Genomic DNA, 25,552 nt, shown 5'->3' with positions numbered 1-25,552 from the left:
TGCATTCACTTTGCTGTCCCCAGACGCAGGCGACGGCGCGACGGCAGCGCGCGCGGGTCAAATGCCTCGCGTACCGCGTCGGCAAACAGGTTGGCTGCCAGCACCAGACTCACCATGAAGACGAAAGCCGCGCTGATCGACCACCAGATCAGCGGATCGCGGGCAAGTTCACCCCGCGCCTTGTTGATCATCATGCCGAAACTGATCGAGGTCGGATCGACGCCGACCCCCACGAACGAAAGCACCGCCTCGGCCAAGACCAGGCCGGAGAAATCCAGCACCACCGTGATCAGCACGATGTGGAAGGCGTTGGGCAGGATGTGCCGCAGCATGATGCGCAGGCTCGACACGCCAAAGCAGCGCGCCGCCTGAACATAATCAAGCTCGCGCAGCTTGAGCGTTTCGGCGCGGATCAGCCGGCACAGCGTAGTCCAGGAAATCGCACCGATGATCGCGCACAGCGCCACCAGCTTGGCGTCTGCGCGCGATGCGGCGGTCGCGAACAGCGCGGCATTGCGCTCGATCACCATGGTCATCATCAGTGACGCAGCGGCAATCAGCAGCACGTACGGAATCGAGCTGATGACGGTGTAGATGTACTGGATCGTGTCGTCCACCCAGCCGCGGTAGTAGCCGGCGGCGAGGCCAAGCCCGATACCGAGCGGCAGCACGACCAAGGTTGCGAGCGTGCCGATCATCAGCGCGACGCGCATCGCCTTGAGCGTTTGATACAGCACGTCATTGCCGGTCGCGTCGGTGCCGAACACATGGTAGTGGCCGGACAGATTGCCCAGCACGCCACCAAGCACCAGCACGAAGAGCAGCGACCAGGCAAAGCCGTCCCACGCGATCTGCGTGCCGCCACGCAACACTTCCGCACCCGCCTGCTGCATCGACCAGCCGTGCGAACGCGCGACGCCGCGCACGATCGGCAGCATCAGCAGGATCCACAGCAGCACACCGACACCCACGCCACAGGCGGAGCGCCGCGCAATGTCGCCGGCCTTGTCGCCCTCCGGATCCTTGAGGTGCGCACCACCGAAGCTCAGGCGCGGATAGTCGCGGTACTGCTTGCCGTCGGCCCCTTCGAGCATCTGCTTCTCGAAGAAGTGGGTCGCAAATGGCGCCGAGTACGTTTTTTCGCGTGTATCACGCAGCGTGGTCAGGGCGATATCCAGCACCGAGAGCACCTCGACCGAATACTGCACCTTGCCCCCCGGCGCTGCACCAGCGGAATCCAGCGCGGGCCGGTAGTGGAAGGAGTCCAGCACCGTGACCAAGAGGTACACCAGCAGGATCACCAGCGCGGCCATCGCACTGCGATTGGCGAACACGGTATGCCAGGCGCGGCGCAGGTGTTCCTTCTTGAAGGCATAGCGGATGCCGGTCGCCAGCGCGACCAGCAGCACGGCGAACAGGACGTCCGACCAAAGGACGACGATCTGGAAGTCTTTCATTGCAGTCGCACCCGCGGATCGACCAAGGTGTAGGAAATGTCGGTGAGGATCAGGCCGAGGATGTAGAGCAAGGCGCCAATGAACACCATGGCGCGGACGATGGCGAAGTCCTGCATCAGGATCGCCTCGATCGTGAAGCTGCCCAGCCCCGGAATGCCGAAGAAGGATTCGCTGATCAGGCTGCCGAGGAAGAGCGACGGAATCACCACTACCGTCCCGGTGAGGATCGGGATCATCGCGTTCTTCAACACATGGCGGAACAGCACCGCGCCTTCGGACAAGCCCTTGGCCCGTGCCGTGCGGACATAGTCCTTGCCGATTTCTTCGAGGAAGATCGCACGGTACCAGCGCACGCTCGAACCCAGTCCGGCCACCACACCGACGACCACTGGCAAGGCGAGGAAGCGCACCGCGTCGAATCCACCCTCGTAGCCTGAGATCGGCACCAGACTCCAGGTGCGCGCGATCACGTATTGGCCCGCGATGATGTAGAACAGACTGGAGATCGACATCAGCACGACGCAGGCGATCACGCCGGTGTAGTCCAGCCACGTCGCACGGAAGAAGGCGAGCACCATTGCGGCAACGATGGCGACGAAGAGACCGACCAGGAACACCGGCAGCGCCAGGGCCAGCGAGGGCCACATCCGTGCCGAGAGCTCGTGGTTGATGTCACGCCCCAGATCGCTCTTGCCGAAATCGAACAGGAACATGCGGGCGGACTTCTGCACGAAGATCGTGTCGGTCAGCTTGGCGGTGCCTTCCGCCTTCGCGTTGTAGAAGAGCGGCTTGTTGTAACCGTGGTCCGCCTTCCAGCGCTCGATCGCCTCTTGCGTCACGCGCTTGGCACCCAATTGCGCGCGCGCCATGTCGTCCGGGCTGCTGACGATGAAGAACAGCGCGAACACCAGCAGATTGACGCCGAGCAGCGTTGGCAGCGCCCACAGCAGGCGCCGGATCAGGTAAGCAATCATTCCGGGGCCTCCGTACGCGCCGTCTGGGATTCGTGGCGACGGTAGTGGCGCACGCCGAGCACGCCGACTGCAGCGATCGCGGCAAACATCAGCAGCAGCGGCCACACTTGCGGCCGGTTCCACTGCGCCACGCTGGCATTGCGCTGCGCCAGATCCAGCGACAGGTACTTACGATTGGTGTGGATCATGCGCACCGGCAGCGCGTTGCCGAGCCAGCCGTGAGAGAGCTGAAAGGCCTCGTTGTGCCAACCAGCAAGTACCGGCGAATCGCGCCGCAGCAGCTCGGCCATCTTGTCGATAATCGCTTGCCGGTCAGCGTTGATGTCCATGCCGCGGAACTGTTCGTACAAGCGATCGAATTCCGGGTTGTTGTAGTTGGTGACGTTCTCGCCCTGGTACTTGGCCTTGCTGTTCTTGCTGTAGAAGAGGAACAGGAAGTTTTCAGGATCCGGGTAGTCGGCGTTCCAGCCCCAGAACGAGAGTTGTGCCGCGCCCTTGCGATGCATTTCCTGCCAGCGGTTCCACTCGGTCGGCCGCGGCACCAGCTGGATATCGATGCGCTTCATCTGCTTGATGACGATCTCGAGTTGTGCGCGCGCGAATGAGTCGTACACGTCGAGATTGACGACCAGCGGCTCGCCGGTCTTCTCATCGCGCCCGTTGGGGTACCCAGCCTCGGCCATCAGGCGCCGGGCATCTTCGATGGAGCGTCGCTGCGGGCGCCCCTTGGCCCAGGTGTAGGCATACGGATTGATCCCGGCAGCCCCTTCCTTGTAACCGGCAATGCCGGGCGGGATCGGGCCCTGCATCGGGCGCCCGAGTCCGTTCTTGATGATCGACAGGTACTCTTCCATGTCGAGCGCAATCGCCATCGCCTGCCGCACCTTGCGGGCGCGCATGCGCGCCTCTGGCGTCGCGCCGCCGTCGCCGATGGTCGCGTCGAGCATGTTGACGAAGAAGTACTCGGTGGCTGGCTCCACCTCCGTCTCGAGTGTAATTCCCTGCTTCTTCATCACGTCGGACAAAGACAAACCGCCGCCCTGAATCTGCAGCGCCGAATCGAAGCTGGCGAGCGACTTGAAGCGGGTCGAGGCGTAGAAGTCGTAGTAGCCCTGCAGGAACTTGTTCCAGAACGGCGTAGCCTCGCGCTCGTAGGCGAATTTGACGCCGTCGATCATCGGCAGGCGCTTGCCGCAGTCCTTCATGAAGCCGCGTTCGCGATACTCCGGCGTACCCTCGCAGGGGTAGGTTTCTTCGCGGAAGTTCGGGTTGCGCTCCATCAGCAACTCGCGCAGCGGGCGATTGCGGGTGAGCATGAACGGCCCGGTGCCAACCGGCCACATATCGAGCGTCAGTTCGCGCTTGGCCATCCCCGGCTGGCCATAGAACTTCTCGGCCTCCCAAGGCATCGGCGCGGAAAACGGCATCGCCAGCCAGTAGATGAACTGCGGGTACTTGCCCTTGATGTGGATGCGCAGCCGGTGCGGATCGGTCGTATCCACGCCGGGTAGCGGATACTTGCGCAAGTCGATCCAGCCGTCGGGGTCGACCTTGCCGGCCTTGACGTCGGCATCGAGCATCGCGACAAGTTCTTCCATGCCGACAATCTGCTTGTAGATCTCGATCGTCGGCGTCTCGAGCTTCGGCCGGGCCATCCGTTTGAGGCCGTAAGCGAAATCCTCGGAAATCAGCTCGCGCGTTCCGGTGTATTCGAAGTCGGTGATCTGGCTCCTGTTCCCGAGTGTCTGATCGTTCAGCCCTTCGTAGCGCAGCTTGCCGGCACCGTCACGCGCGAAAGCCGGGTGGGGCTGGAACTTGATGCCGGCCTTGAGCGGGATCTCGTACACCGTCTCGGCAATCGATTCAGGCGGTGCCGACTCCGGCAGCGTCTTGCCACCCTTGTCGAGATAGGTGAGCTTGGGCATCGCCGCCGCAAGGCTCGGCTGCAACTCGTACGGTCGCTTGAGGTAGTGGAATTCGAAGAGCGTGTCGTAGATCGAGTAGGTGAACCATGCCTCGTCTTCGACATAGGACTGCACCGGGTCCAGATGCTTGGGGCGCGAATTGAATTCTTCGTGCAGGAAGTTGCGGTTGCGCTCCGCCGCCGGATAGGGGCTGTTCCAGACGTCGCCGCAGCCGGCCAGCAGCAAAGCACACGACGCGACCGCAGTCGCGACGAGATGGCGCATGGTTCTCATTGATGGGTCAAAGCGGGAAGAGCTGAATGGATGGACGCGCACAAACCGCCATTAACACCCGCGGAATCGATGTCCCGCAGGTCCAGGTATTCCGAATCACGCCAGCACGGGTTCGGACAGTGGATTGAGTCATGAGCAGTTGCGGGTCCATGTTGAACGAAATCAGTCGTACAGCACACTTCATGCCGGATTCCGAAGGTCGTCAGTACTTTACTGAACGATCACGCCGCGAAGCGCAATAAAACCATTCCAGCAGCTGACAGTGCGCCACAAATACCAAGACCTTCTCTAAATCGCGATGAAATTCGCCAGATGCCGCCTCGAGCACGTTTGGCGCCGCGAGACAAACTCCACTCGCCGTGCCCGAAGAAAGTGCGCACGCACCAAGCAGCAGCGATCCAACGCAATGTTGAAGGGGTGCGTGACAATACGGCCCACGTCGCCCCACAAATTCACTGGAAGCGCCGGAATCTTGCAAATCGGCGGCACCAAAACAAAACAGCACGCCCGGCGCTGCGCCCGGCGTGCTGCTCATGAAAGATTGCCGCGCAAAGGCGGCAGCATCGATCAGTGGTGGTGACCGCCCTCGCCATGCACATGACCATGCGAAATTTCTTCCGCAGTTGCCATGCGCACTTCGGCCACCGTGACATCGAAGACCAGCGCAGTACCGGCCAGCGGATGATTGCCATCGACGACAACCTTGCCATCGGCGATATCAGTGACGCGGAACAGCATGTCCTCTTCACCTTCTTCGCCAACACGTTCGAAGGCCATGCCGATTTCGATGTTGTCCGGGAACAGGTCGGCCGGTTCGATCATGACGAGGCTCTCGTCGTAATCGCCGAATGCATCTTCCGGCTGCAGCTTGATCACGAGCTTTTCGCCCAGCGTCTTGCCGTGCAGCGCTTCTTCCAGCAGCGGGAAGATCGCGTCATAGCCACCGTGCAGGTAGACGAGCGGGTTCTTTCCGTCATCGATCATGTTGCCGTCCGGATCGTGGACGGTGTAGTTCAGGGTAACGACGGCGTTCTTGACGATTTCCATTAGCGGTTCCTTGCGATTTCTCTGACGAGCTTGAGTACTTCGGCTGCGTGCCCACGTAGCTGGACGTCATCGATAAGATGACGGACAACACCGGCGCGGTCGAGCACGACGGTCGTGCGGCGAACGATATCGCGCTCACAACCTTCACGTCGGTGCAGCACCCCATAAAGTCGGCACACTTCCATGTCCGGATCGGACAGCAGGCGGATCGAGATCCCATGCTCATCGCGAAACGCGGCGTGCGTCAGGCAATCGTCCGGGCTGATCCCGACTACGACCGCCCCGGCTGCGGAGAAGTCGCTTTCGTGATCGCTGAATTCGATCGCCTGGCGCGTACAGGCAGGTGTTCCATCACGCGGGTAGAAACACAGCACGACCACGTTCTGCGAAATCGCATCACGCAGGTCGAACGGCGCCATGTCGGCGTCTGGCAACGCAAAAAGCGGTGCAACGCAGCCCGGCGCCAACGGTACCCCACCCGGGCGTGGCCGGGATTCTACCGGAACTCGATCATCCCCGACGCCGCACACCATGCGCTCCCCCCGTGCCATGCACCAGCAAGTCCACTAGGATTAGATCAAGCAAGGCCGCACCACAAGCACCGTTCATCGGGAGGTCTCATGGTCCGCACATCTCGCGCAATGCAACTCCGGCAACCCGGCGGCCCGCTTGTCGAAATCGAACGCAGCGTTCCACAGCCAGCATACGGTCAACTGCTGTTGCGTGTGGAGGCCTGTGGCGTTTGCCGCACTGACCTTCACCTGCTCGACGGCGAGTTACCGCAGGCCGTATCGCCGATCGTGCCGGGGCATGAGATCGTTGCCCGCGTCGAGGCTGTGGGCCCGGGTGTCAGCGAGTTTTCCCGCGGTCAGCGCGTCGGCGTCCCCTGGCTCGGGCACACCTGCGGCCGGTGCGCGTATTGCCTGAGTGGCCGCGAAAACCTTTGCGACGACGCGCGCTTCACCGGATGCCAGATCGACGGCGGATACGCCGAATATTGCGTCGCCGATGCACGCTTTTGCTTCCCGCTGCCGGAAGGCGTGGATGCCGCGTCGCTCGCGCCGCTGCTGTGTGCCGGGCTGATCGGCTACCGCGCCCTGAACATGGCAGGCGACGCACGGCGCATTGGCATCTACGGCTTCGGCGCGGCAGCACATATCGTCACCCAGGTCGCCCGGCAACAGGAAAGGCAAGTGTTTGCCTTCACCCGCGAGGGCGATACCGAAAGTCAGCAATTCGCCCTGCAACTCGGCGCCGCATGGGCAGGCGCATCGGACGAACCCGCCCCCGAAGCCCTCGACGCGGCAATCATCTTCGCACCGGTCGGTGCCCTCGTTCCCTTATCCCTGCACAGCCTGCGCAAAGGCGGAATCGTGGTCTGCGCGGGCATCCACATGAGTGACATACCCGCTTTCCCCTACGCTTGGCTGTGGGGCGAGCGGCAAATCCGATCCGTGGCGAATCTCACACGTCGCGATGGCACCGAATTTCTCGAACGTGTCGCGCACCAACCGGTGCACACCAGCGTGACGCGCTTTCCTCTCGCACAGGCCAATCAGGCCATCGCGCGACTGCGAGCCGGCACCCTGCAGGGCGCCGCGGTGCTGATCCCCTGATCGCGCTTGCACAAGCAGGGTTTCTGTACAAAAATACAGGCATGACTCAAGCATCGGATCTCACCCCCCGCCAGGCGGAAATCCTCGACCTGATCCGGCGCACCGTGCGCGAGGAAGGCCGGCCGCCGACGCGGATCGAAATCTGCGAGGCCTTCGGCTTCCGTTCCCCCAACGCGGCAGAAGAGCATCTCAAGGCGCTGGCCCGCAAAGGCGCAATCGCGATGGAAGAGGGTCGCGCGCGCGGCATCCGCCTGCTCGAAGAAACGGGCCTACCGGTGGTTGGTCGCGTCGCCGCCGGCAGCCCTATCCTCGCAGCCGAAAATTGCGAGCGGCGCATCGACATCGACCCCGCCATGTTTTCGCCTTCAGCTGATTACCTGCTCAAGGTGAAAGGCTTGTCGATGCGCGATGCGGGCATCCTTGACGGCGACCTGATCGCCGTCCACCGCACACCGGACGCCCGAAATGGCCAGATCGTGGTGGCGCGGCTAGGTGACGACGTGACGGTGAAGCGCCTGGAACGGCGCGGCAACCGTGTCCGCCTGCTGGCAGAGAATCCCGATTTCGCGCCTATCGAACCGGACGGCGAGAACTTCCACCTCGAAGGCGTCGTCGTCGGCCTGATACGCAACGGTTTTCACTGAGTGACAACAGATACATCGCAGATGCTGCCGGGCAACCGTTTGCTCGTTCGCAGCCGCAAATTCTTCATTGCAGCACTGCTGTTCGCCATACCCTCGGCGGCATTGGGGCTGCGGCTTGCCGGAATCTGGGGCAGCGTGTCGTCGCTTTCCGGCGCCGAGTTCCTGATCAGTGCCACGGCCTTCGGCTTGGCCTTGATTGTGCTGCCACTTGGCGCACTGGTCTGCCTCGCCGTCGCCCTTTTCATGCGGGTCGAAAGCGCGGTGGTCAAGCGGTCTCCGCAAGCAGTCGGCGTCGTCGATCGCCTGTGCGTGGCCGGCGCCGTGCTCTTGAGCCTGCTGCCGGCCGCATGGCCCGCATCGAAAGCGTTCCGCGCATTGGTGACGGGCGCGATCACGATTCGCCTACCGATGGAACATACCTTCTCGATGGCGAGCGATCCGCTGGCATTCACGGAGAACATTGCCTATTGGCTGTTCGCTGCGGCTGCGCTGGCTGGCTTGGCCGTCGTCTACTGGCGCGGGCGCTGGCAACGCTTCCGCTCTCTGCCTCCGGCCGACCCACCCGTCAGCCGATGACATTCCGGACCCTCAGCCAGGCGCTTCTGCAGGCAAGCTGTCGGGTGTCAAAGCGGGAGCCCTGCTAGACTTGCATGCCCAGCAGAGCGATTGATTGAGGCGGAGAGATGCGAATCATCGACGACATCCGCGCACGGCATGCGGAGCTCGCGCGCATCAGGCGCGACATCCATGCGCACCCTGAACTGGCCTTCGACGAGCACCGCACCAGCGAACTCGTTGCACGGCACCTGGAAGCTCTCGGCATCGAAACGCACCGCGGCATCGGCAAGACCGGCGTGGTCGGTGTGATCCGCGCGGGCACAAGCCAGCGCGCGATTGGCCTGCGCGCCGACATGGACGCCCTGCCGATCACCGAGAGGAACACTTTCGATCATCGTTCGCGACACGCAGGCCGCATGCACGCCTGTGGGCACGACGGACATACGACCATGCTGCTTGGCGCCGCGGAGTACCTCGCCAGGAACCGGAAGTTCGATGGGACCGTGGTGCTGATTTTCCAGCCCGCCGAAGAAGGCGAAGGCGGTGCGCCGGCAATGCTCGCCGATGGCCTGCTCGATAAGTTTCCATTCGACATGGTGTTCGGCATGCACAACTGGCCTGGCCTGCCGGTGGGCACTTTCGGCGTCTTCCCAGGCCCGGTCATGGCGAGTTCAGACCAGTGGGAAATCGACATTCGCGGACGCGGCGCGCATGCAGCGATGCCGCACCAAGGGCTGGATCCCATCGTCGCCGGGGCCGCGCTTGTCCAGTCCCTGCAGCACCTGATCACCCGTACGCGCGATCCGCTGGAACCGGCCGTGGTTTCCGTTACCCAGTTCCACGCTGGTGAGGCGTACAACGCGATCCCGGACCGCGCCGCGCTGATGGGCACGGTGCGCGCCCTCTCTCACGAAGAACGTGACCGGATCGAGGCGGCGATGGGACGCGTCGCCACCGGCATCGCCACCGCGCACGGTGTCGAGGTTGAATACCGTTACCGACGTGGCTACCCCCCAACGATCAACGACGTGACCGCAACAGACATCTGCGAGAAGGCCGCCGCGCTTACCGCAGGCGGTGCAGCCGTACTGTCGAACCTGCGCCCGAGCATGGGCGCAGAGGATTTCGCTTACTTCGCGCAGGAGCGCCCCGGCTGTTATGTTTGGATCGGCAACGGCCCCGGTAAGGGCGGTTGCACCTTGCACAACCCGCATTACGACTTCAACGACGAAGCCCTCTCGATTGGCGCCAGCTACTGGGTCAATCTCGTCGAAACCGCCCTTCCCTGTAAATGACATTCGATCAGATCGCGCTTTTCCTCGGTGCCGCATTCTTGCTGGCACTCGCACCCGGGCCGGACAATCTGGGCGTGCTCGCCTTGGGAATTTCGCGCGGCCGTGCGGAAGCCCTCGGTTTCGCCCTTGGCTGCGCCGCCGGTTGCATCAACCATACCCTGCTCGCGGTTCTTGGCGTCTCCGCCCTGATCGCAGCGTCGCCGCTCGCCTTCAAGGTGCTGCAGATGGCTGGCGCGGCGTACCTGATCTGGATCGGCATCCAGGCGTTGCGATCGCGCGGCACCAGTCTCGCCCGCAACCGAGCGCCGCAAGCGGGTAGCGGATTCCGCCCGTATTTCATGCGCGGCCTGATCGCAAATGCCATCAATCCCAAGGTTGGCCTGTTCTTCCTTTCTTTCCTGCCGCAATTCGTGCGTCACAGTGGTTGGAGCACACCCGCCCAACTCGCTGCGTTCGGTGCGCTCTTTGCCGTGATGGCGGCCCTGGTGTTTGGCACCTTCGCAATGGCCGCCGGCCCGATCGGCACTTGGCTGCGCCGGCGCGAACGTGTGACGGTCTGGCTCGACCGCACCACTGGCGGGCTATTCGTCGGCCTGGGGCTGCTGACCGCCGGCGGAATCCGCTGATTGCCTGTCAGGGCAGTCTGAGGCATCCTCCCGCCCTCGTTTCCGGAACCACATTCATGCACGTCCACCGCACCGTAGATAGTCTGCGCAAGGCACTCAAGAGCGCCGGCACGATCGCCTTCGCACCCACCATGGGGAACCTGCACGCTGGCCATGTGAGCCTGATGCAGCAGGCGCATGCCTACGCCGACACGGTGGTATCGAGCATCTTCGTCAATCGCCTGCAGTTCGGCCCGAACGAGGACTTCGACAAGTACCCGCGAACCTTCGAGGCGGATTGCGCCCAACTGCGCGAAGCAGGCGTTGCACACCTGTTCGCGCCCGATGAGAGCGAGCTATACCCGACGCCGCAGCAGTACTTCGTGCAGCCCGCGCCAGCACAAGACAGCATTCTGGAGGGCGCCTTCCGGCCGGGGCACTTTCAGGGCGTGGCGACCGTCGTCACCAAACTGTTCAATATCGTCCAGCCGGACGTAGCACTCTTCGGCAAGAAGGACTACCAGCAGCTGATGGTGATCCGGAACATGGTCCGCGAACTGGCCATGCCGATTCGCGTTGTGGGTTGCGACACCGTGCGCGCGCCAGACGGGCTTGCGCTTTCTTCTCGCAACGGTTATCTCACACCCGAAGAGCGCAGCGAGGCGCCACGCTTGCACCGCCAGCTCGCCGCCATCGCCGAAGCGGTGCGCGCGGGCCAGACGGACTTTGCGGCACTGGAAGCCGCCGCCGTGACTCACCTCGACATGGCAGGCTGGAAGACCGATTACGTCGCGATCCGCCGGCAATCCGACCTGCAAGGCGCTGAACCCGGTATTCCGCTGGTCATTCTTGCTGCCGCACGACTCGGCAACACCCGTCTGATCGACAATCTCGAAGTCTGACCCGCTCGCGGCGACAGGCTCAACCCTCGCGCAGTGCTGTCACGATGTCGAGCCGCGCTGCCCGCACTGCGGGCAGGAAGCCGCCGACCAGGCCCATCACCAGGGAAAAAACGAGCGTCTCCACGACAATGCGCGGCGTCAGCGTGAAGCTGAAGGCCAATTCGGCGAAGGTCTGGAAGTTCGTGGTGGAGATCGATACCCACTGCATGCCGGACGCCATAGCCAAACCCATGACGCCACCGAGCAGTGCCAGAAAAAGCGACTCCGCGAGAAACGCAGTGAGGATCTTCGCACGCCGGAAACCAAGTGCACGAAGGGTGCCGATCTCGGCAGTGCGTGTTGCCACCGCTGAGTACATCGTAATCATCGCGCCTATGACGGCCCCGATCGAGAAGATGATCGACAGCGTCATGCCGAGAATAGTGATGAACTTCGAAAGCGCCTCTGACTGGTCGGCGTAGAAGCGCTGTTCGGTCTTGGCCTCAAGACCGAGGCGAGGATCGCTGTCGATCGCGTCGCGAACGGCGGCGAAGTCATCGCGACTGTTCAAGCGCACCAACAGCGAAGAAAAGGCAGTACGCCGGAACGCCGGGATCAATTGCTCGGCGTCACCCCATATTTCTGATTCGAACGCCGTCTTGCCCGCATCAAAAACGCCCACGATGATCCAGTCTCGACCGCCGAATCTGAGCGACTGACCAAGCCCGGCACCGCGAAACTTCTCGGCCACGCCGGCGCCGACAATCACCTCCGCACTGCCAGGCGCAAACATGCGCCCTGCACTCAGACGTACTTGCGAGCGCAATGTCATGCCAAATTCACCAACCCCCCGAATCACCACGTTGGTCGGCTTGTCGCTGCCCTTTTTCGGTAGGGCGTAGAGCACCACCGTTTCCTTCGACACCATTGCGGCACCACCGGGCCCGCGGGCGATTTGAGGCAGGCTCTCAACCTGGCCGGCCTGGTCGCGTGTGACACCGCTCTGTACTTCGGTCTCGGCCCCCTTGCGGATCACCACCACGTTCTCAGGCGTGCCGGTGGCCACCAAGGTCTGCTTGAGCCCGGCGTCGAGCATGCGCACGGCAGCAAATACGAACACCACCAGCGCCATGCCGCCCGCCGTCAGCACGGTGGTAAGGCGTCGTGTGCAAAGGTTACGGATGGAGTAGGAAAGCGGGACTCGGGACATCAGGCGTAGGCGCGAAGCCCCTCCACGATGCGGATACTCATCGCGCGGCGCACCGGGGCAATCGCCGCAACGACACCAACAAGCGTCGCTGCGAAGAATTGCGAGAGCAGTGTCGCGTTGGATGCATCCAGGCCGGGCAGGAAGGCGCCCAGACTTGCGCCTAGCGCATGCGTGGCCGGAAGCGTGAGCAGCATCCCCACAGCGCCCCCGATCCAAGCCAGCAACAGCGACTCTCCAAAGATCAGCCATCCCACGAAGCTTGGCTTGAACCCGAGCGCTTTCAGCGTCGCATATTCGGCGGTGCGCTCACGCGCGGTCATCGCCATCGTATTGGCCATGACCGCCATGATAATGATGATGACCACATAGGCCACCGCGCGAATCGCGGTGATGATCGCATCGCTCATCGCAACGAACGAAAGCTGGAACGCCTGTTCGGTCTCTGTGAGCGTTTCTGCGGCCGAGTTCTTGAACTGAGCATCGATATCGAGCGAGATCTGTGCAACGTTGTTGGCGTCTTCAACTTCTGTAACGAACACGCCAATGTTGTTCACGTAGCGCGGCGAAATCTTCTTCAGCGATTCGTTGAGCAGGTCCCAATGGAAGAACATGGTCGAGACATCGGTCTTCTTGCTCGCCGCATGGTAGATGCCGCGCACGACAAAACTCCAATCGCCGCGATAGATCGTGCCACGCAAGGTGATCGTGTCACCGACCTTGAATCCATATTTTTCCGCGAGTTTGGCGCCGACGATGCAGCCCCGACGATCGCGTATGAAGTCGGCACGTTCTTCATCGCTCAACAAGAGTTCCGGGTAGAGCTTGAGGTAACTGGCAGGCTCGATCGCGAATTGCGCGAAGAAGTTCCTCGGCTCCTTGTAGATGCCGCCGAACCAGTTTGCCCAACTGACCTGCTTGACACCAGGCACAGCACGAATGCGATCGCGATACGACAGCGGCAATGGAAACACCAGCGACACCGCATTGCGGCTGATCACCCGATTGGCTGCAGCGGATTCGACGCCGGCGTACCAGGCGTCCACGAAGGTCCGCAGCAAGCCAAACGCGAGCACCGCAACCACCATGCCAAGCAGGGTCAGCGTGGTACGGAGTCGATGGCGCCAAGCATTACGGAAGATGAGACGGGCGATGAAGAACATGCGGCAGCTCCCTGCAGCAGTATATCGCCCGCAGCGCGGGCCACTGCAAACTGCTCAGAGCAGGGGCGCGACGAGAATGCCTGCGCGATCAGCCCGATACGTGCGAAATGCGCGACCGGGGGTTTTCGTTTTCGAAGGGGCGTTCGTCGTCGTGTTGCGTAATGTCGCTGAGCGCCCCCAGCGGATTGTCTGCGCCACGTTGCAGCGCGACCCCTACCGCAAGCACATCGACAACGACCAGTTGCAGCACCCGTACAACCATGGAAATGAAGGTCTGACCATCTTCGACGTGATCGAGGCCGATGCTCACCGTTGCCTTGCGCGACAAGGGGCTCTTGCTGGCAGTGATCGCGACGACCTCCGCCCCTGCCGCGAGCGCCGCATCCACCGCGCGCAGAAGGTCGGAGGGCCGCCCCGATGTGGACACGACGACGACCACATCGCCCGGCCCCAAAAGCTCGGCGGACTGGATCTGCATGTGCGTATCCGAATAGGCCACGCACGGAATGCGGAAGCGGAAGAACTTGAATTGCGCGTCCAGCGCAACAACTGCCGCGTTGCCAATGGCATAGAACTCGATTCGGCGCGCGCGGCCAAGAATCCTCGTCGCCTCCTCAATCGCCGACACGTTGATCACATCCCGCAGCTTGAGGATCGCGGACGCAGTGTTCTCCATTACCTTGGCGCTCACATCAGGGGCGGAATCTCCATGCCGCACCTGGCTGTGTCGCACCGGCACCGTACCGGTCAGACCCGACGCCAGCTTGAGTTTGAAGTCCGAAAGCCCCTGAAAACCGAGAGAGCGACAGAAGCGGATGACTGTCGGCTGGCTCACTTCCGCCTGCCGCGCGATCTCGATGATCGGGTCGTTCAGCACCGTCCGGGGGCGCGCGAGCACAAGTTGCGACACCCGCTGCTCGGCCTTCGATAACGACACGGCGGCACTGCGAATCTTGTCTAGCAGCGAGCCGTCACCCGTCGTGCGCCCGCGCAGATGATCGGCAAGAATCGCCGAGACACCATGAAACGCCGGGTAAGGGGCGGTGATCACATAGGTCGGCACATCGGCCAGGTAATCCGAAAACCGCCCTTTCGCCTCGAATCGGGCACGGAATGGTGAATGCTCAAACCGTGCGCCAAGCCGCGGAACGATGCCGCCGCCAATGTAGATGCCGCCTAGCGCGCCAAGTGTGACCGCAAGATTTGAAGCCACCGTGCCAAGCATCCCGCAGAAGCAATCCAGCGTTTCAACGCACACCGGATCAGTCCCCGCGAGCGCGGCTTCCACAACATCCCGCGCCTTGCGCGGCAAGGCAGGTACGCCGTCCCTTTCGCACAGCGCACGGTACGTCAGCTCGATACCCGGCCCCGAGATCAGGCGCTCACCGGAAACATGCGGATACTGCCGCCAGCAATAGCGCAGCACATCCAGTTCGCGCTCGTCGTTGGGCGCAAAACTTGTATGCCCCCCCTCGCTGCCCAGCGTCACCCAGCGGTCCTCAGTCGGGATCAGCGCAGAGACACCAAGCCCGGTTCCGGGGCCCAGCAAGCCGATGACAGAATTGAGCTGCGGCGTGCCCCCGCCGACCTGCATGCGCTGATCTGAACTGAGGTGCCTGAGCGCCATCGCGAGCGCGGTGAAATCATTCACCACCAGCAGCGTGGAGAGGTCGAGTCGCTGGCGCACCTCTTCAATCGAGAACGTCCAGTCTCGATTCGTCATCCGGACAAGGTCACCGCCGATCGGATTCGCGATGGCAATACCAGCATGGCTGACGCGCGGAAGTCGAACTCGTTCGAGATAGGAGCGAATGACATCGACGATCCCGGCATAGTCGTCGCAGCGGAGCACTTCAATGGCTTCGAAATGCCCCGGGGCGGTCTCAAGCGCAAAACGCGCGTTGGTTGCGCCTACGTCCGCGAGCAGGCGAGGACCATCCGGAAAAGGGGTTGCGTTGGCGAACGCACGCACCAAACCGGCCACCGAGGCCGGAGCCACGGCACGCGCGGCGCGGGTATTCATGCAACCTCGCAGCCTGTGGCGGCTTCCAGCAGCTCGAACCAGTGCTGCCTGTCCATAGCGTAGCTGGCAGCGTCGATCGCAAGCCTGACTCTTTCAAGTTTTCCGGACCCAATCACCGGAACAATCCCGGCGGGATGACGCATCAGCCAGCACAGCGCTACCTGCTCCGGCGTCAGACCTGTCTCGCCTGCAATCGCCGAAAGCACAGCTTCAAGCGCATCATTGCGCGCATCGCTGGAAAGCAAACGACCGCCCGCAAGTGGAGACCACGCCATCGGCACAATCCGCATCTTCTGGCATTGATCGAGCGTTCCGTCGAACATCGGGCTGCAACGCATGAGCGAAAGCTCGATCTGATTCACCACCAGAGGAAACGGTAGCCGCGACTGAAGGAGTTCCAATTGTTGCGGCCGGAAATTCGACACGCCGAAACTACGGACTTTTCCGGACTGCTTAAGTGCGCAGAACACTTCAGCCAGTTCGTCAGCATCCAACAGAGGATCCGGACGGTGCAGGAGAAGCAGATCGATTCGATCAGTCGAGAGAGACTGCAATGAGCGCTCAACCTGCTGAATAACGTAAGCACGCGAACAGTCGTAGTGCTTCACACGTGACGCCGGCGCGTCGGACGACTTCAGTCGCACCCCACACTTCGTGACCAACTGGATACGATCACGAAGATCCGGAGAGCGCCGTAACGCATCCCCGAGCATCCGTTCGCCGCCGTAATTGCAATAAACGTCAGCGGTGTCAATCGTCGTAACGCCTGCCTCGACGGCACCTTGCAGAAAGGAAGCGAGTTCAGCCGAACTCATGCCCCATTCGTGCATGCGCCAAGTCCCGAGCGCTATCGGCGACATCTTGCCAAAGTAGCGCGACGCGATCATCGCCTCTCCTCCAGCAAAACGACCGACTCGCCCAGCAAATGGACTTTGCCATTTATGACTGTCGACTCGCGACCTGAATAGGCGTCCACCAACTGGGCGCCCTCTTTGAACACACCCGCGACCGGAATATCCACCTCTCCTGTTGCGCCAAGAGCCGCCACGATCGCGTCGCCGCCGCCATCAATCACTCGCGAGAAAACGTAAGGCGATGTTGCAAGGCGGTGATGCGCTCCCCGCGCCAATGCAGGATGGCGCGCGCGAAAACGGGTCAACTTGGACCAGTGCGCCAATACTGTCTGATTGATCGAATTCCAATTCATATCCGATCGCGTCGCCTGCTGTGCATCGGAAGGCACGGTCGGCCCATTGGGACGAGCGGTCTCATCCCCATAGAAGATCTGGACACCACCCGGCGCCAGTAGAAGAGCCGTTCCACCATCAATCAAGCGATTGCGCGGATAAAGTCGTGTGTCGTGTGACGACAAATAAGAAAGCACGTTGTATCCCGGCTTGCCTGAAAGACGCGCGGCATAGTCGTGAAAGAGCGAATCCAGGTCGCGAGACGATGAGACACGCCCCTGGAAATCGAAATTGATCAGTGCGTCGAAGCCATTCCCGTACAGAGGACTCTTCTCTATGCCTTGCCCCCAGTACTCGCCAACCATCCAGAACGGTTCATCGTCAATCTTTTTGTCCGGGTGCTTCGCTTTCCAATCACTCAGGGCAGCTACCGCCTCAGCCTTCAAGCGTTTCCACGCCGCGGGCTCCACATGCTTGACGGTGTCGCAGCGAAATCCATCTACGCCGTATTCTCGCACCCACTCGGCCAGCCAGCCGACGAGGTAGTCCCTGACCGTAGCTTTTTGCAGTTCAACCGCGCGCGTATCAGACTTCCGCTTGAGAAAAGGAGGTAGGGATACGAACTCTTTGCTGTCTGTTCGGAAGTCCGGAAGGTAGGCCACCTGCTTGGTGTAGTCATCAGTGCCTTCCGGCGTGTAGCCAGGCAATCCCGCGCGTACCCATGCGCCGCCCCACCATTGGGCCCACTTCTTCTTGTCAGCGTTATAGTCGATAAACTCGTGATAGTTCCCAAGCTCCGCCTTTTCGGCCCCGCGCCAGATGACCGGAATCTTGAAATCAATCGCCGACTGGATATCGAGATAGCCAGGGTGATTCATCACCACATCGAACAGAACACGGATTCCCTGGGAGTGCGCGGTGTCAACCAATTCACGCAGTTCCTCAACCGTGCCCATATTGGAATCAAGCACCGTAAAATCAGTCGTGTAGTACCCGTGATATGCGTAGTGTTTGAACTCCGCATTACCACCGACGACCCAGCCGTGGATCTGCTCAAACGGTGCTGAGAGCCAGATCGCATTGACGCCGAGAGCCGAGAACCACCCGGACTTCAACTTCTGCGTAACGCCGGCGAGATCCCCGCCATGGAAAGTTCCAATTTCGGACGCGCCGTCGTTCTTTCGCCCATAGGCGTGATCATTGGCGGGATTTCCGTTGAAAAACCGATCAGTGATCAGGAAATAAACGATCGGATTCTCGGAAAAATCCGCCGACGCGCTGGTTGACGCGAAGAGGATCGACAGGACGACCGCGAAGGCGGCGGCGATTCGAATGAGCATTCAGATCTCTATGACGCCAAACGAATTCCGCCGCCAGATTGGCGGCGGAATTCTCGCTTTGCGATTACTTGGCCTGACGAGCCGCGATCGCCTCTTCTTTCGACGTATAGATCGTCTTGTCGCCAGAATTCACCCAGATCTGCTTCGTGGTGTTCCCATCGAAGCGCATATCCTTACCGCCCTGCTCCTTGGTATCACCCTTGTGGATGATGTAATTCACCATGCCGCTCTTGCCAAAAGCGGCATGCGGAATGTGCCAATAGACGCCGGCGTCATCGGTCTTGCCTTTCGGCTTGAGCGGACCAAACCAATCAACACCGTCGATCGGCGTGCCAGGCTGGCCCGGGTTACCGATCCATGCGTGCACACCCCAACCGGCATAGTTGCCATCCGGCCGGAAATAGTTGATTGCAATCTGACCTTCGGGCGGATCCGAGGCATCAGCAGCAAAAGAAGGGATAGCTGCCGCAGTCAGGGCAAGCGCGGCAATTGCCTTGAGGAAGTAACGCTTTGTTGTCATGGGTTGTCCTCCGGTGGAAAGTACTTCGCAGGGAAATCCACTACGCACAGTTTCTCGTCCTACATGACCACTTAGGTTCGCCTGACAATACGTCAGGCGAACACATGTGGCCTTTTCTTCTACATCTGCGGTCTGCGACAAATTGCTGGCTCAGCCTTTGACGCCGCCTGCAGTCAACCCGCCGACCATCCAGCGTTGGCTGAGCAGGAAGACGAACGTGATCGGCAAACCAGAGAGAATTGCCGCGGCAGCGAAGTCGCCCCACAGATACTTCTGTTCGTAAAGGAATAGCTTGGAACCGACTGCAAGCGTCAGATTATCCTGCTGCTGGAGCAGCACAGACGCCACAGGGTATTCGATGATGGCACCAATAAAAGCCAGCAGAAATACAACCATGAGAATTGGCTTGGCCATCGGCAGCAGGACGTACTTGAATGCTTGCCAATGCGTTGCGCCATCCACAACTGCTGCCTCTTCAATTTCAACGGGAATGGTGTCGTAGTAACCCTTGATCGTCCAGACGTGGAGTGCAATGCCACCCGCATAAGCGAGAATCAGCGACCAGTGACTATCAATACCCAGCCATTTAACGTAGCTGCCCATGTAATCGAAGATCGAGTAGATAGCGATCAGTGCCAATACGGTCGGAAACATCTGCATCAGTAGCAGCGCCGTCATCCAGTGCTTCTTGCCACGGAATTTCATTCGCGCAAACGCGTAAGCAGCTGTGGTTGAGAGCAACACGGCAATCGTCGCCGATATCAGAGCGATCTTGATCGAGTTCCACAGCCACAGCAGCACCGGATAAGGCGGCGTGATCAACGATCCGTCATCACCTTGGTAAGAAATCCCCAACGCTAATTTCCAGTGCTCGAAACTGATCTGCGCCGGGATCAAGCTACCGACGGCGAAGTTGCCTGGTCGCAGTGAAATCGACAGGATCATCAAGAACGGGAACATGCAGAGCGAAATGAACGCGATCAACCCCAAATGGGCCACAACGACACGCCAGCGGTGAGATTTGTCAAGTACGACAGCCATAACTCAGACCTTTCAGAACCTGCGACAGCAATCTATGTCTGGAAGAATTGGCAATACGTTCGCCAATCCTTCCATCCCAGCCATATTCCATCATTGCGCCAAGAATTAGCGCGCCTCTTGCTGATTGACCTTCGTGAGTTTGAGATTCAGGATCGACAAGATGGCAACCATAATGAAGATGACGGTAGAAATTGCAGCCGCCAAACCAAACTGTTGCCCTGAATCACCAAACGCGATCCGATAGGTGTAGGACACCAGAATGTCGGTTTCGCCTGCCGGAATCTTCGTATCGAGAAAGTCTGGGCGACCGTTCGTCAGAAGGCTGATCAACACGAAGTTATTGAAGTTGAACGCAAAGGACGAGATCAGCAAAGGCATCAAAGGCTTCAAGATCAGGGGCATCGTGATTTTGAAGAAATTCGTCAAAGGACCGGCGCCTGCGAGAGCGGATGCCTCATACAAGTCCGAAGGAATCGATTTGATCAACCCTTGACAAAGCACCATCATGTACGGGTAGCCAAGCCATGTATTGACGATCAGGATCATGACCTTGGCGAGAGTAGGATCCGAAAACCATGGCGGCTTGACACCAATGATCTGGTTTAGAATCAGATTGATTTCACCAAAGTTATTATTGAACAGTCCCTTGAATACAAGGATTGAAATAAAGCCAGGAACAGCATAGGGGAGAAATAGCAGCGTCCGATATACGCCACGGCCGGCAATTGCCTCCCAGTTCAGCAGGACCGCAAGGAACATGCCCACTGCTGCGGTAAGCAGCACGGACATGAAGGAAAAGGTCACGTTCCACGCAAAGATACGCAGCGACGGCTGCTGGATGGACTCGTCACCCAACACGCGGCGGAAGTTATCGAAACCAATGCCAACCTTGAAACCCGGCGCCAGTTGCTCTCCTTGAGCGGTTTCGTAAAAGCCAGTCTTGAAGTTCGGTTTGATAATCTGATTCGTTTGGACGTTGGTAAGCGTGCCGTCAGGATTCTTGGAGTAAAGCTTGCGCACCGGGGCGAACTCGCGCAAACCGGACATCGTCAGCTCACTGCCATCCGGCAGATGAATGACGACCTCCTTGAGCATGTTGCGCAGCGGGATGATTTCCCGCAATTCAACCGCCTCTCCCAGTGCAATCTCTGACGATTGCGCAGGCGTGGCTTGAATGACAACGCGTTCCGCCTTCTTCAGAGCAAGGGGGCCGGTGACAAATGAGAGCCCAACATCTTGATTCTCAAGCTTCAGACGGTATTCACGCCCATCCCGATGAAGGCTCGAAGCGAAGACCTGCCCTTCCGTCTGGTACGTCTCTTCGAGCAGATACTTGGTCGCCCGATCAAATTCGAGAAGATTCTTGGAACTGTAGTTTGTAAACCCGATGGCAATCGTGTAAAGCATCGGGAACACGACAAATATGATCGCCCCCGCCACCCCGGGGAACAGATAGCGATATGAGTACGCACCAGGAGCAAGATAGACGTACACCATCAAGGCCACTACGATCAAGCCGACGGTAGCAACAACCGTTTGTCCCGAAACATACACGAGGAAAACAAGATAAAGGCCGCCCAGCGTCAGCAACGCCAGCAATGCGGGGCCAATCCATTTTGTCAGACGGTCGTTCACGACACCTATCCCTTACGTGCAGATACCGCTACGGTCGGGAAACTGGTACTCCCGGGCGCTCGCAGATCCGATTGAAACAAGCAAAGACCGCGCTGACCTGCCAGATCCCGAAGTGATCGGATTCTGGCAGGAGCGGGCAAACAAGACGGGTCAGTGCAACCCGCCCTACAACTGATTACTTCGATCCGATGCGCTTCGCAGCAGCGTCAAGACCTTCCTTCGGAGTCTGACGACCCTGGGTGATGTTCTGCAGAGCAGATGCCATCGAGGCCCAGAAACGACCCATTTCGGGGTTGTTCGGCATCGGCGCGCCGTTCTTGGCGGACTCCATCACAGCCTTGATGTTGGCGTCGGCAGCAAGTTCCTTGTAGAAGGCCTTGTCGGCCGGCACACCCATCGGCACGTCGGCGTTACAGGTCTTCAGGCCCTGCTGGCTAAGCATGTAGTTTTCGATGAATTCGACAGCCAGTTCCTTGTTCGGGCTAGCCTTGTTCACCATCGCGCCGATCACGCCAACGAACGGTGCACCTGCCTTACCGCCGACCTTGGGAATCGGGGCGGTGCCGAAGTTGATCTTCGACTTCTTCAGGTTGTCCCATGCCCACGGGCCATTGATCATCATGGCGATCTTGCCCTGGTTCACACCGGCTTCCATGTCGGCGTACGAAGCACCCTTCGGCATCACGCCGTCGGTAATCATCTTCGCGAGCAGGGTCGCACCCTGAACGGCACCCTTGTTGTTCACGCCGGTATCGTTCGGGTCATAGGTACCATCCTTCTTCAGCTTGAATGCGTAGCCGCCGTTGGCTGCCAGCACCGGCCAGGTGAAGTAGGTGTTGGTGTAGTCCCACAGGATGGCCTTTTTGCCATCAGCCGACAGCTTCTTGTCGATTGCAGCGATTTCTTCAAAGGTCTTCGGCGGGGTCGGGACGAGGTCCTTGTTATAGATCAGGTGGACCGCTTCGATAGCGAGCGGGTAGCCCCAGACTTTGTTGCCGAGCGAGAAAGCGTTCCAGCCCAGCTGGTCGATAGCATCCTTTGCCTTCTTGCTCGGAGCGAGCGGCTGCAGAAGACCACCGGCAATCCACTCACCAATACGGTCGTGCGCCCAGATCCAGATATCGGGACCTTTGCCGGCTGCAGCAGCTTGCTGGAACTTGCCCGGTGCGTCTTCGGGGTGCTCGACAGCCACCTGAACACCGGTCTTCTTCGTGAATTCCTGGCCGACCTTTGCCCAACCGTTGTAGCACTTGTCGCCGTTGATCCAGATCAGGAGCTTGCCTTGTTCGGCAGCCTGAACCGGCGCACTCATCACGCCCGAAAGCGCGACCACCGCGGAAGCGGCGAACAGCTTCACTTGATTACGGACTTGCATACTTCATCTCCTTGTAGTGGTCCACCCCATGATCGCCACGTCGTGTGCGAAGACACGCACGCGACAGACACTTCTTCACGCGCTACGGATGCCGTACTAACTTGGTTCTATTTTTATCGGCCTTTTTGTATGACGATTACCACGTCACCGGGCAGGCCTGCCCTTTTTCGTCGAACACATAACAACGCTGAATCGGCAAACCGACAACGATGTTTTCACCAACCTTGGCATGCTTGTCGCCCGGTGCGCGCACGATGAACGGCGTGTCGGACCCGGCAACGTCAAGGTAGAAATAGGTCGTATCACCCAAGCGCTCTACAACCTGAATCTTGCCGGCCATCGTGCTATCGCCAGGCTCAACGTCGATCGAAGCATGTTCAGGACGTACGCCGAACGTGATCGGCGCACCCGGTTTCAATTTGCGAGCATCAACCGCCGCTTTCACCACCGCGCCGCTCTTAAGCTTGATCTGAGCCACTTTTTCGTCCGCGGCAACCAGTTGCCCGTGTACGAAGTTCATCTTCGGCGAACCAATGAAGCCCGCGACAAACAGGTTGGCGGGACGGTGGTAGAGCTCCAGCGGCGCTCCGACCTGCTCGATACGCCCGGCCGACAACACGACAATGCGGTTCGCGAGGGTCATTGCCTCGACCTGATCGTGCGTCACATAGATCATGGTCGACTTCAGTTCGCTGTGGAGCTTAGACAACTCGACACGCATCTGAACACGCAGCGCCGCGTCAAGGTTGGAAAGCGGCTCATCGAACAGGAACACATCCGGCTTGCGGACGATGGCGCGACCGATTGCGACGCGCTGGCGCTGGCCGCCCGACAGCGCCTTCGGCTTACGTGCAAGCAAGGGCTCGATTTGCAGAATCTTGGCTGCGCGGTCAACCGCAGCAGCCGTTTCCTGCTTTGAGGCGCCCGCCAGCTTTAGGGCGAACGCCATATTCTCTTCTACCGACATGTGCGGGTAGAGCGCATAGCTTTGAAACACCATTGCGACACCGCGCTTCGATGGCGGCTCGTCGTTCATCTGCTTGTTGCCGATGTAGAGCTCGCCCGCGCTGATATCTTCGAGACCCGCAATGGCTCGCAAAAGCGTCGACTTGCCGCAACCCGAAGGACCGACAAAAACGATGAACTCGCCGTCCTGGATCTCCAGATTGATGCCGTGGAGCGTCTGCACATCTCCGTACGACTTCTTGATGCCCTTGAGTACCAGTCCAGCCATCTAAATCTCTCCGATTTCTTTGGGTCAAACGACCCTGCCGGCGGTTGCTGTGCCAGCGACGAAGGGTGTAATCACCCGGTTTGGAATTCTTGCCCCCCGGATTGCTCCGGGGGGACTTTCAGATTGTCAGCTCAGACGAGTGACGATCCGGTTCTTACCACCAGGCTTCCATCTGGAAACCGTAGGTGCTGCCGTTGGTCACGTTGGTACCGATATCAACGCTGGTACCGCAGTCACGACCCGTGCATGCCGGGTGAGCGGCATCGTTCCACTTGGCGTACGTGTAGTAAGCACGCAGAGCCGGGCGTGCCCAGAAGCTCTTGCCAGCCGAGATCTGACCTGCGAGGGTGATCTTGTCCAGCTTCTGCTCCGGAGCGTTGCCGCCGTTGTAGTCGACATCCTTGACCTGAGCATGGCCCAGTTCGCCGCCGATCGAGTACAGGTCGTTGAAGTGGTACCACACGCGAGCACCCAGGTTGTACTGGGTCTTGGTGGCGCCCTTGTACCACGGGAAGTCCTTGTCCTGCTGGTAGCCGACGGTCACGGAACCGTTGAACTGATCCACGTCGAACACGAAGTGATCAAGCAGGCGGAAGCCGGTGTACTTCAGGGTGTCGTCAGCCCACCACTTCGCGCCACCGTCGAGGTTGGCACCGTCCTTGGCGTACTGGATGACAGCGCGGTTGAAGCCACCGACAGCACCGATGGTGTGCTGCACGGTGAAGGCTTCGCCGCCCTTGGCCTTGGCATTCTCACGGCTGGAATCGGTCACGACTTGCAGGAATGCGTCCAGGGAGCCGAAGCCGCCCAGCTGGATGCCTTCGAGGCGCAGGTCATGCACGCCGGTCGCCTTCACACCGCCGTTCACGAAGTTCGGGCGGAAGCCAGCGGCGTCCGACTGGGGACCGTAATCCGGCTGATAACGGAAGTAGGCGTAGGAGCCTTTGGCGAAGCCGAAGTCGGCGTTCTCGATACCAGCGCCCGGACCGGTCACTGCGTTGTAGAAGAAGTCCGTCATGTGGATGTCTTGACGCTTGTAGTAGCGCTTGCCGACCCACAGGTTTGCGGTAGCCAGCGGGCCCGAACCGACGTTGGTCGCTTCGGTCCACAGTTGGCGCCACGACGGAACCGACTGCTCCCAGTCCTGCAGCTGCTGCGTGCCAGATGCAACCATGGTGTGCAGGTTGAACTTGGTCTCACCCTTTTCAGCCAGGTTGGCGTCGAACGCGAGCTCGAGGTAGGTATCGCACTCGTTACCGAGGCGGAAGTGGCCCAGGTCACCCAGCCAGTAGCAAACCAGGCTGCCGCCCTTGGTGGATGCGCCCACGCCCGAACGGGCATAGCCGTGGAAATCGACCGCAGCGGCACCAGCCGTTGCGGACAGCGTAGCTGCCGCGACGGCAACAGCGATTGCGCTGAGTTTGAAGTTCATGTCACCTCTCCTGTGGTTTGTAAATGGCTGCCATTTGTGGTCAGCCGTTACGAAAAAACAAAACTACTGAACTACTCACTGCTTTCCGACCGACACCCTTCGTTCGAAACAAAGGGCGAC

23 protein-coding genes are annotated in these 25,552 nt (G+C 60.2%); 6 read left to right on the top strand and 17 right to left on the bottom strand.

Annotated elements, in window-relative coordinates:
- Window positions 1-5: 5 nt before the first annotated feature.
- The 6 genes from GGR36_RS02500 to GGR36_RS02475 form a co-directional block, all read right to left on the bottom strand.
- The gene (locus tag GGR36_RS02500) at window positions 6-1,457 is read right to left on the bottom strand and encodes an ABC transporter permease (protein ID WP_183631526.1); all 1,452 of its coding nucleotides are present in this window, start codon (window positions 1,455-1,457) and stop codon (window positions 6-8) included.
- Window positions 1,454-2,431 carry an ABC transporter permease gene (locus tag GGR36_RS02495; protein ID WP_183631524.1) on the bottom strand — a complete coding sequence of 326 codons (978 nt, stop codon included), beginning with the start codon at window positions 2,429-2,431 and terminating at the stop codon, window positions 1,454-1,456. Before GGR36_RS02495 ends, GGR36_RS02500 begins: the two co-directional genes overlap by 4 nt.
- Entirely contained in the window at window positions 2,428-4,620 is a 2,193-nt protein-coding gene (locus GGR36_RS02490; RefSeq protein WP_242533107.1) for an ABC transporter substrate-binding protein, read from the bottom strand. The genes GGR36_RS02495 and GGR36_RS02490 overlap by 4 nt, the downstream gene beginning before the upstream one ends.
- A gap of 211 nt (window positions 4,621-4,831) precedes the next feature.
- Complete coding sequence (locus GGR36_RS02485) at window positions 4,832-5,164, bottom strand: hypothetical protein (RefSeq protein WP_183631520.1); 333 nt, start codon at window positions 5,162-5,164, stop codon at window positions 4,832-4,834.
- Between the two features lie 32 nt (window positions 5,165-5,196).
- Window positions 5,197-5,676, bottom strand: a complete 480-nt coding sequence (locus tag GGR36_RS02480; protein ID WP_183631518.1) for an FKBP-type peptidyl-prolyl cis-trans isomerase — start codon at window positions 5,674-5,676, stop codon at window positions 5,197-5,199.
- Window positions 5,676-6,143, bottom strand: coding sequence for a peroxiredoxin (locus GGR36_RS02475; RefSeq protein WP_244971035.1), 468 nt, complete (start codon window positions 6,141-6,143; stop codon window positions 5,676-5,678). Before GGR36_RS02475 ends, GGR36_RS02480 begins: the two co-directional genes overlap by 1 nt.
- 153 nt (window positions 6,144-6,296) lie before the next feature.
- On the opposite strand from GGR36_RS02475, the gene GGR36_RS02470 reads away from it, so the two are divergent.
- The 6 genes from GGR36_RS02470 to panC all read left to right on the top strand — a co-directional run bounded on the left by GGR36_RS02470 (window position 6,297) and on the right by panC (window position 11,296).
- A complete protein-coding gene (locus GGR36_RS02470; protein WP_183631513.1) occupies window positions 6,297-7,292 on the top strand; it encodes a zinc-dependent alcohol dehydrogenase family protein in 996 nt (331 codons plus the stop codon).
- 41 nt (window positions 7,293-7,333) lie between these two features.
- Complete coding sequence (gene lexA / locus GGR36_RS02465; protein ID WP_183631511.1) at window positions 7,334-7,936, top strand: transcriptional repressor LexA; 603 nt, start codon at window positions 7,334-7,336, stop codon at window positions 7,934-7,936.
- Entirely contained in the window at window positions 7,937-8,512 is a 576-nt protein-coding gene (locus GGR36_RS02460; RefSeq protein WP_183631510.1) for a hypothetical protein, read from the top strand.
- A 107-nt stretch (window positions 8,513-8,619) separates the two neighbouring features.
- A complete protein-coding gene (locus tag GGR36_RS02455; RefSeq protein WP_183631508.1) occupies window positions 8,620-9,789 on the top strand; it encodes a M20 aminoacylase family protein in 1,170 nt (389 codons plus the stop codon).
- The gene (locus GGR36_RS02450; RefSeq protein ID WP_183631506.1) at window positions 9,786-10,415 is read left to right on the top strand and encodes a LysE family translocator; all 630 of its coding nucleotides are present in this window, start codon (window positions 9,786-9,788) and stop codon (window positions 10,413-10,415) included. Before GGR36_RS02455 ends, GGR36_RS02450 begins: the two co-directional genes overlap by 4 nt.
- A gap of 56 nt (window positions 10,416-10,471) precedes the next feature.
- On the top strand, window positions 10,472-11,296 hold the full coding sequence (gene panC, locus GGR36_RS02445) for a pantoate--beta-alanine ligase (protein WP_183631504.1): 825 nt from the start codon (window positions 10,472-10,474) through the stop codon (window positions 11,294-11,296).
- Window positions 11,297-11,315: 19 nt separating this feature from the next.
- Here the strand turns inward: panC and GGR36_RS02440 are convergent, their stop codons facing one another.
- From GGR36_RS02440 to GGR36_RS02390, 11 genes are all read right to left on the bottom strand, one after another.
- Complete coding sequence (locus GGR36_RS02440) at window positions 11,316-12,485, bottom strand: ABC transporter permease (protein WP_183631502.1); 1,170 nt, start codon at window positions 12,483-12,485, stop codon at window positions 11,316-11,318.
- Window positions 12,485-13,645, bottom strand: coding sequence for an ABC transporter permease (locus GGR36_RS02435; protein WP_183631500.1), 1,161 nt, complete (start codon window positions 13,643-13,645; stop codon window positions 12,485-12,487). Before GGR36_RS02435 ends, GGR36_RS02440 begins: the two co-directional genes overlap by 1 nt.
- 88 nt (window positions 13,646-13,733) lie before the next feature.
- Window positions 13,734-15,668, bottom strand: a complete 1,935-nt coding sequence (locus tag GGR36_RS02430; RefSeq protein ID WP_183631498.1) for a glucokinase — start codon at window positions 15,666-15,668, stop codon at window positions 13,734-13,736.
- Window positions 15,665-16,555 carry an aldo/keto reductase gene (locus tag GGR36_RS02425; RefSeq protein WP_183631496.1) on the bottom strand — a complete coding sequence of 297 codons (891 nt, stop codon included), beginning with the start codon at window positions 16,553-16,555 and terminating at the stop codon, window positions 15,665-15,667. The genes GGR36_RS02430 and GGR36_RS02425 overlap by 4 nt, the downstream gene beginning before the upstream one ends.
- Window positions 16,552-18,195: an alpha-amylase family glycosyl hydrolase gene (locus GGR36_RS02420; protein ID WP_183631494.1), complete on the bottom strand. Its 1,644-nt coding sequence runs from the start codon at window positions 18,193-18,195 to the stop codon at window positions 16,552-16,554. The genes GGR36_RS02425 and GGR36_RS02420 overlap by 4 nt, the downstream gene beginning before the upstream one ends.
- Window positions 18,196-18,259: 64 nt before the next feature.
- Window positions 18,260-18,715, bottom strand: a complete 456-nt coding sequence (locus tag GGR36_RS02415) for a pullulanase-associated domain-containing protein (RefSeq protein ID WP_183631492.1) — start codon at window positions 18,713-18,715, stop codon at window positions 18,260-18,262.
- Between the two features lie 150 nt (window positions 18,716-18,865).
- Window positions 18,866-19,756 (bottom strand): maltose ABC transporter permease MalG, encoded by an 891-nt coding sequence (malG, locus tag GGR36_RS02410; RefSeq protein WP_183631490.1) that lies wholly within the window; start codon window positions 19,754-19,756, stop codon window positions 18,866-18,868.
- Between the two features lie 105 nt (window positions 19,757-19,861).
- On the bottom strand, window positions 19,862-21,391 hold the full coding sequence (gene malF / locus GGR36_RS02405) for a maltose ABC transporter permease MalF (RefSeq protein WP_338086607.1): 1,530 nt from the start codon (window positions 21,389-21,391) through the stop codon (window positions 19,862-19,864).
- A 175-nt stretch (window positions 21,392-21,566) separates the two neighbouring features.
- Window positions 21,567-22,766, bottom strand: coding sequence for a maltose/maltodextrin ABC transporter substrate-binding protein MalE (gene malE / locus GGR36_RS02400; protein WP_183631488.1), 1,200 nt, complete (start codon window positions 22,764-22,766; stop codon window positions 21,567-21,569).
- A gap of 136 nt (window positions 22,767-22,902) precedes the next feature.
- Entirely contained in the window at window positions 22,903-24,000 is a 1,098-nt protein-coding gene (locus GGR36_RS02395; RefSeq protein ID WP_183631486.1) for an ABC transporter ATP-binding protein, read from the bottom strand.
- 154 nt (window positions 24,001-24,154) lie between these two features.
- Entirely contained in the window at window positions 24,155-25,432 is a 1,278-nt protein-coding gene (locus GGR36_RS02390; RefSeq protein WP_183631484.1) for a maltoporin, read from the bottom strand.
- Between the last annotated feature and the right edge of the window lie 120 nt (window positions 25,433-25,552).

The organism is Niveibacterium umoris (assembly GCF_014197015.1).
GTDB lineage: Bacteria > Pseudomonadota > Gammaproteobacteria > Burkholderiales > Rhodocyclaceae > Niveibacterium > Niveibacterium umoris.
This window is presented reverse-complemented; position numbering and strand designations above follow the sequence as displayed.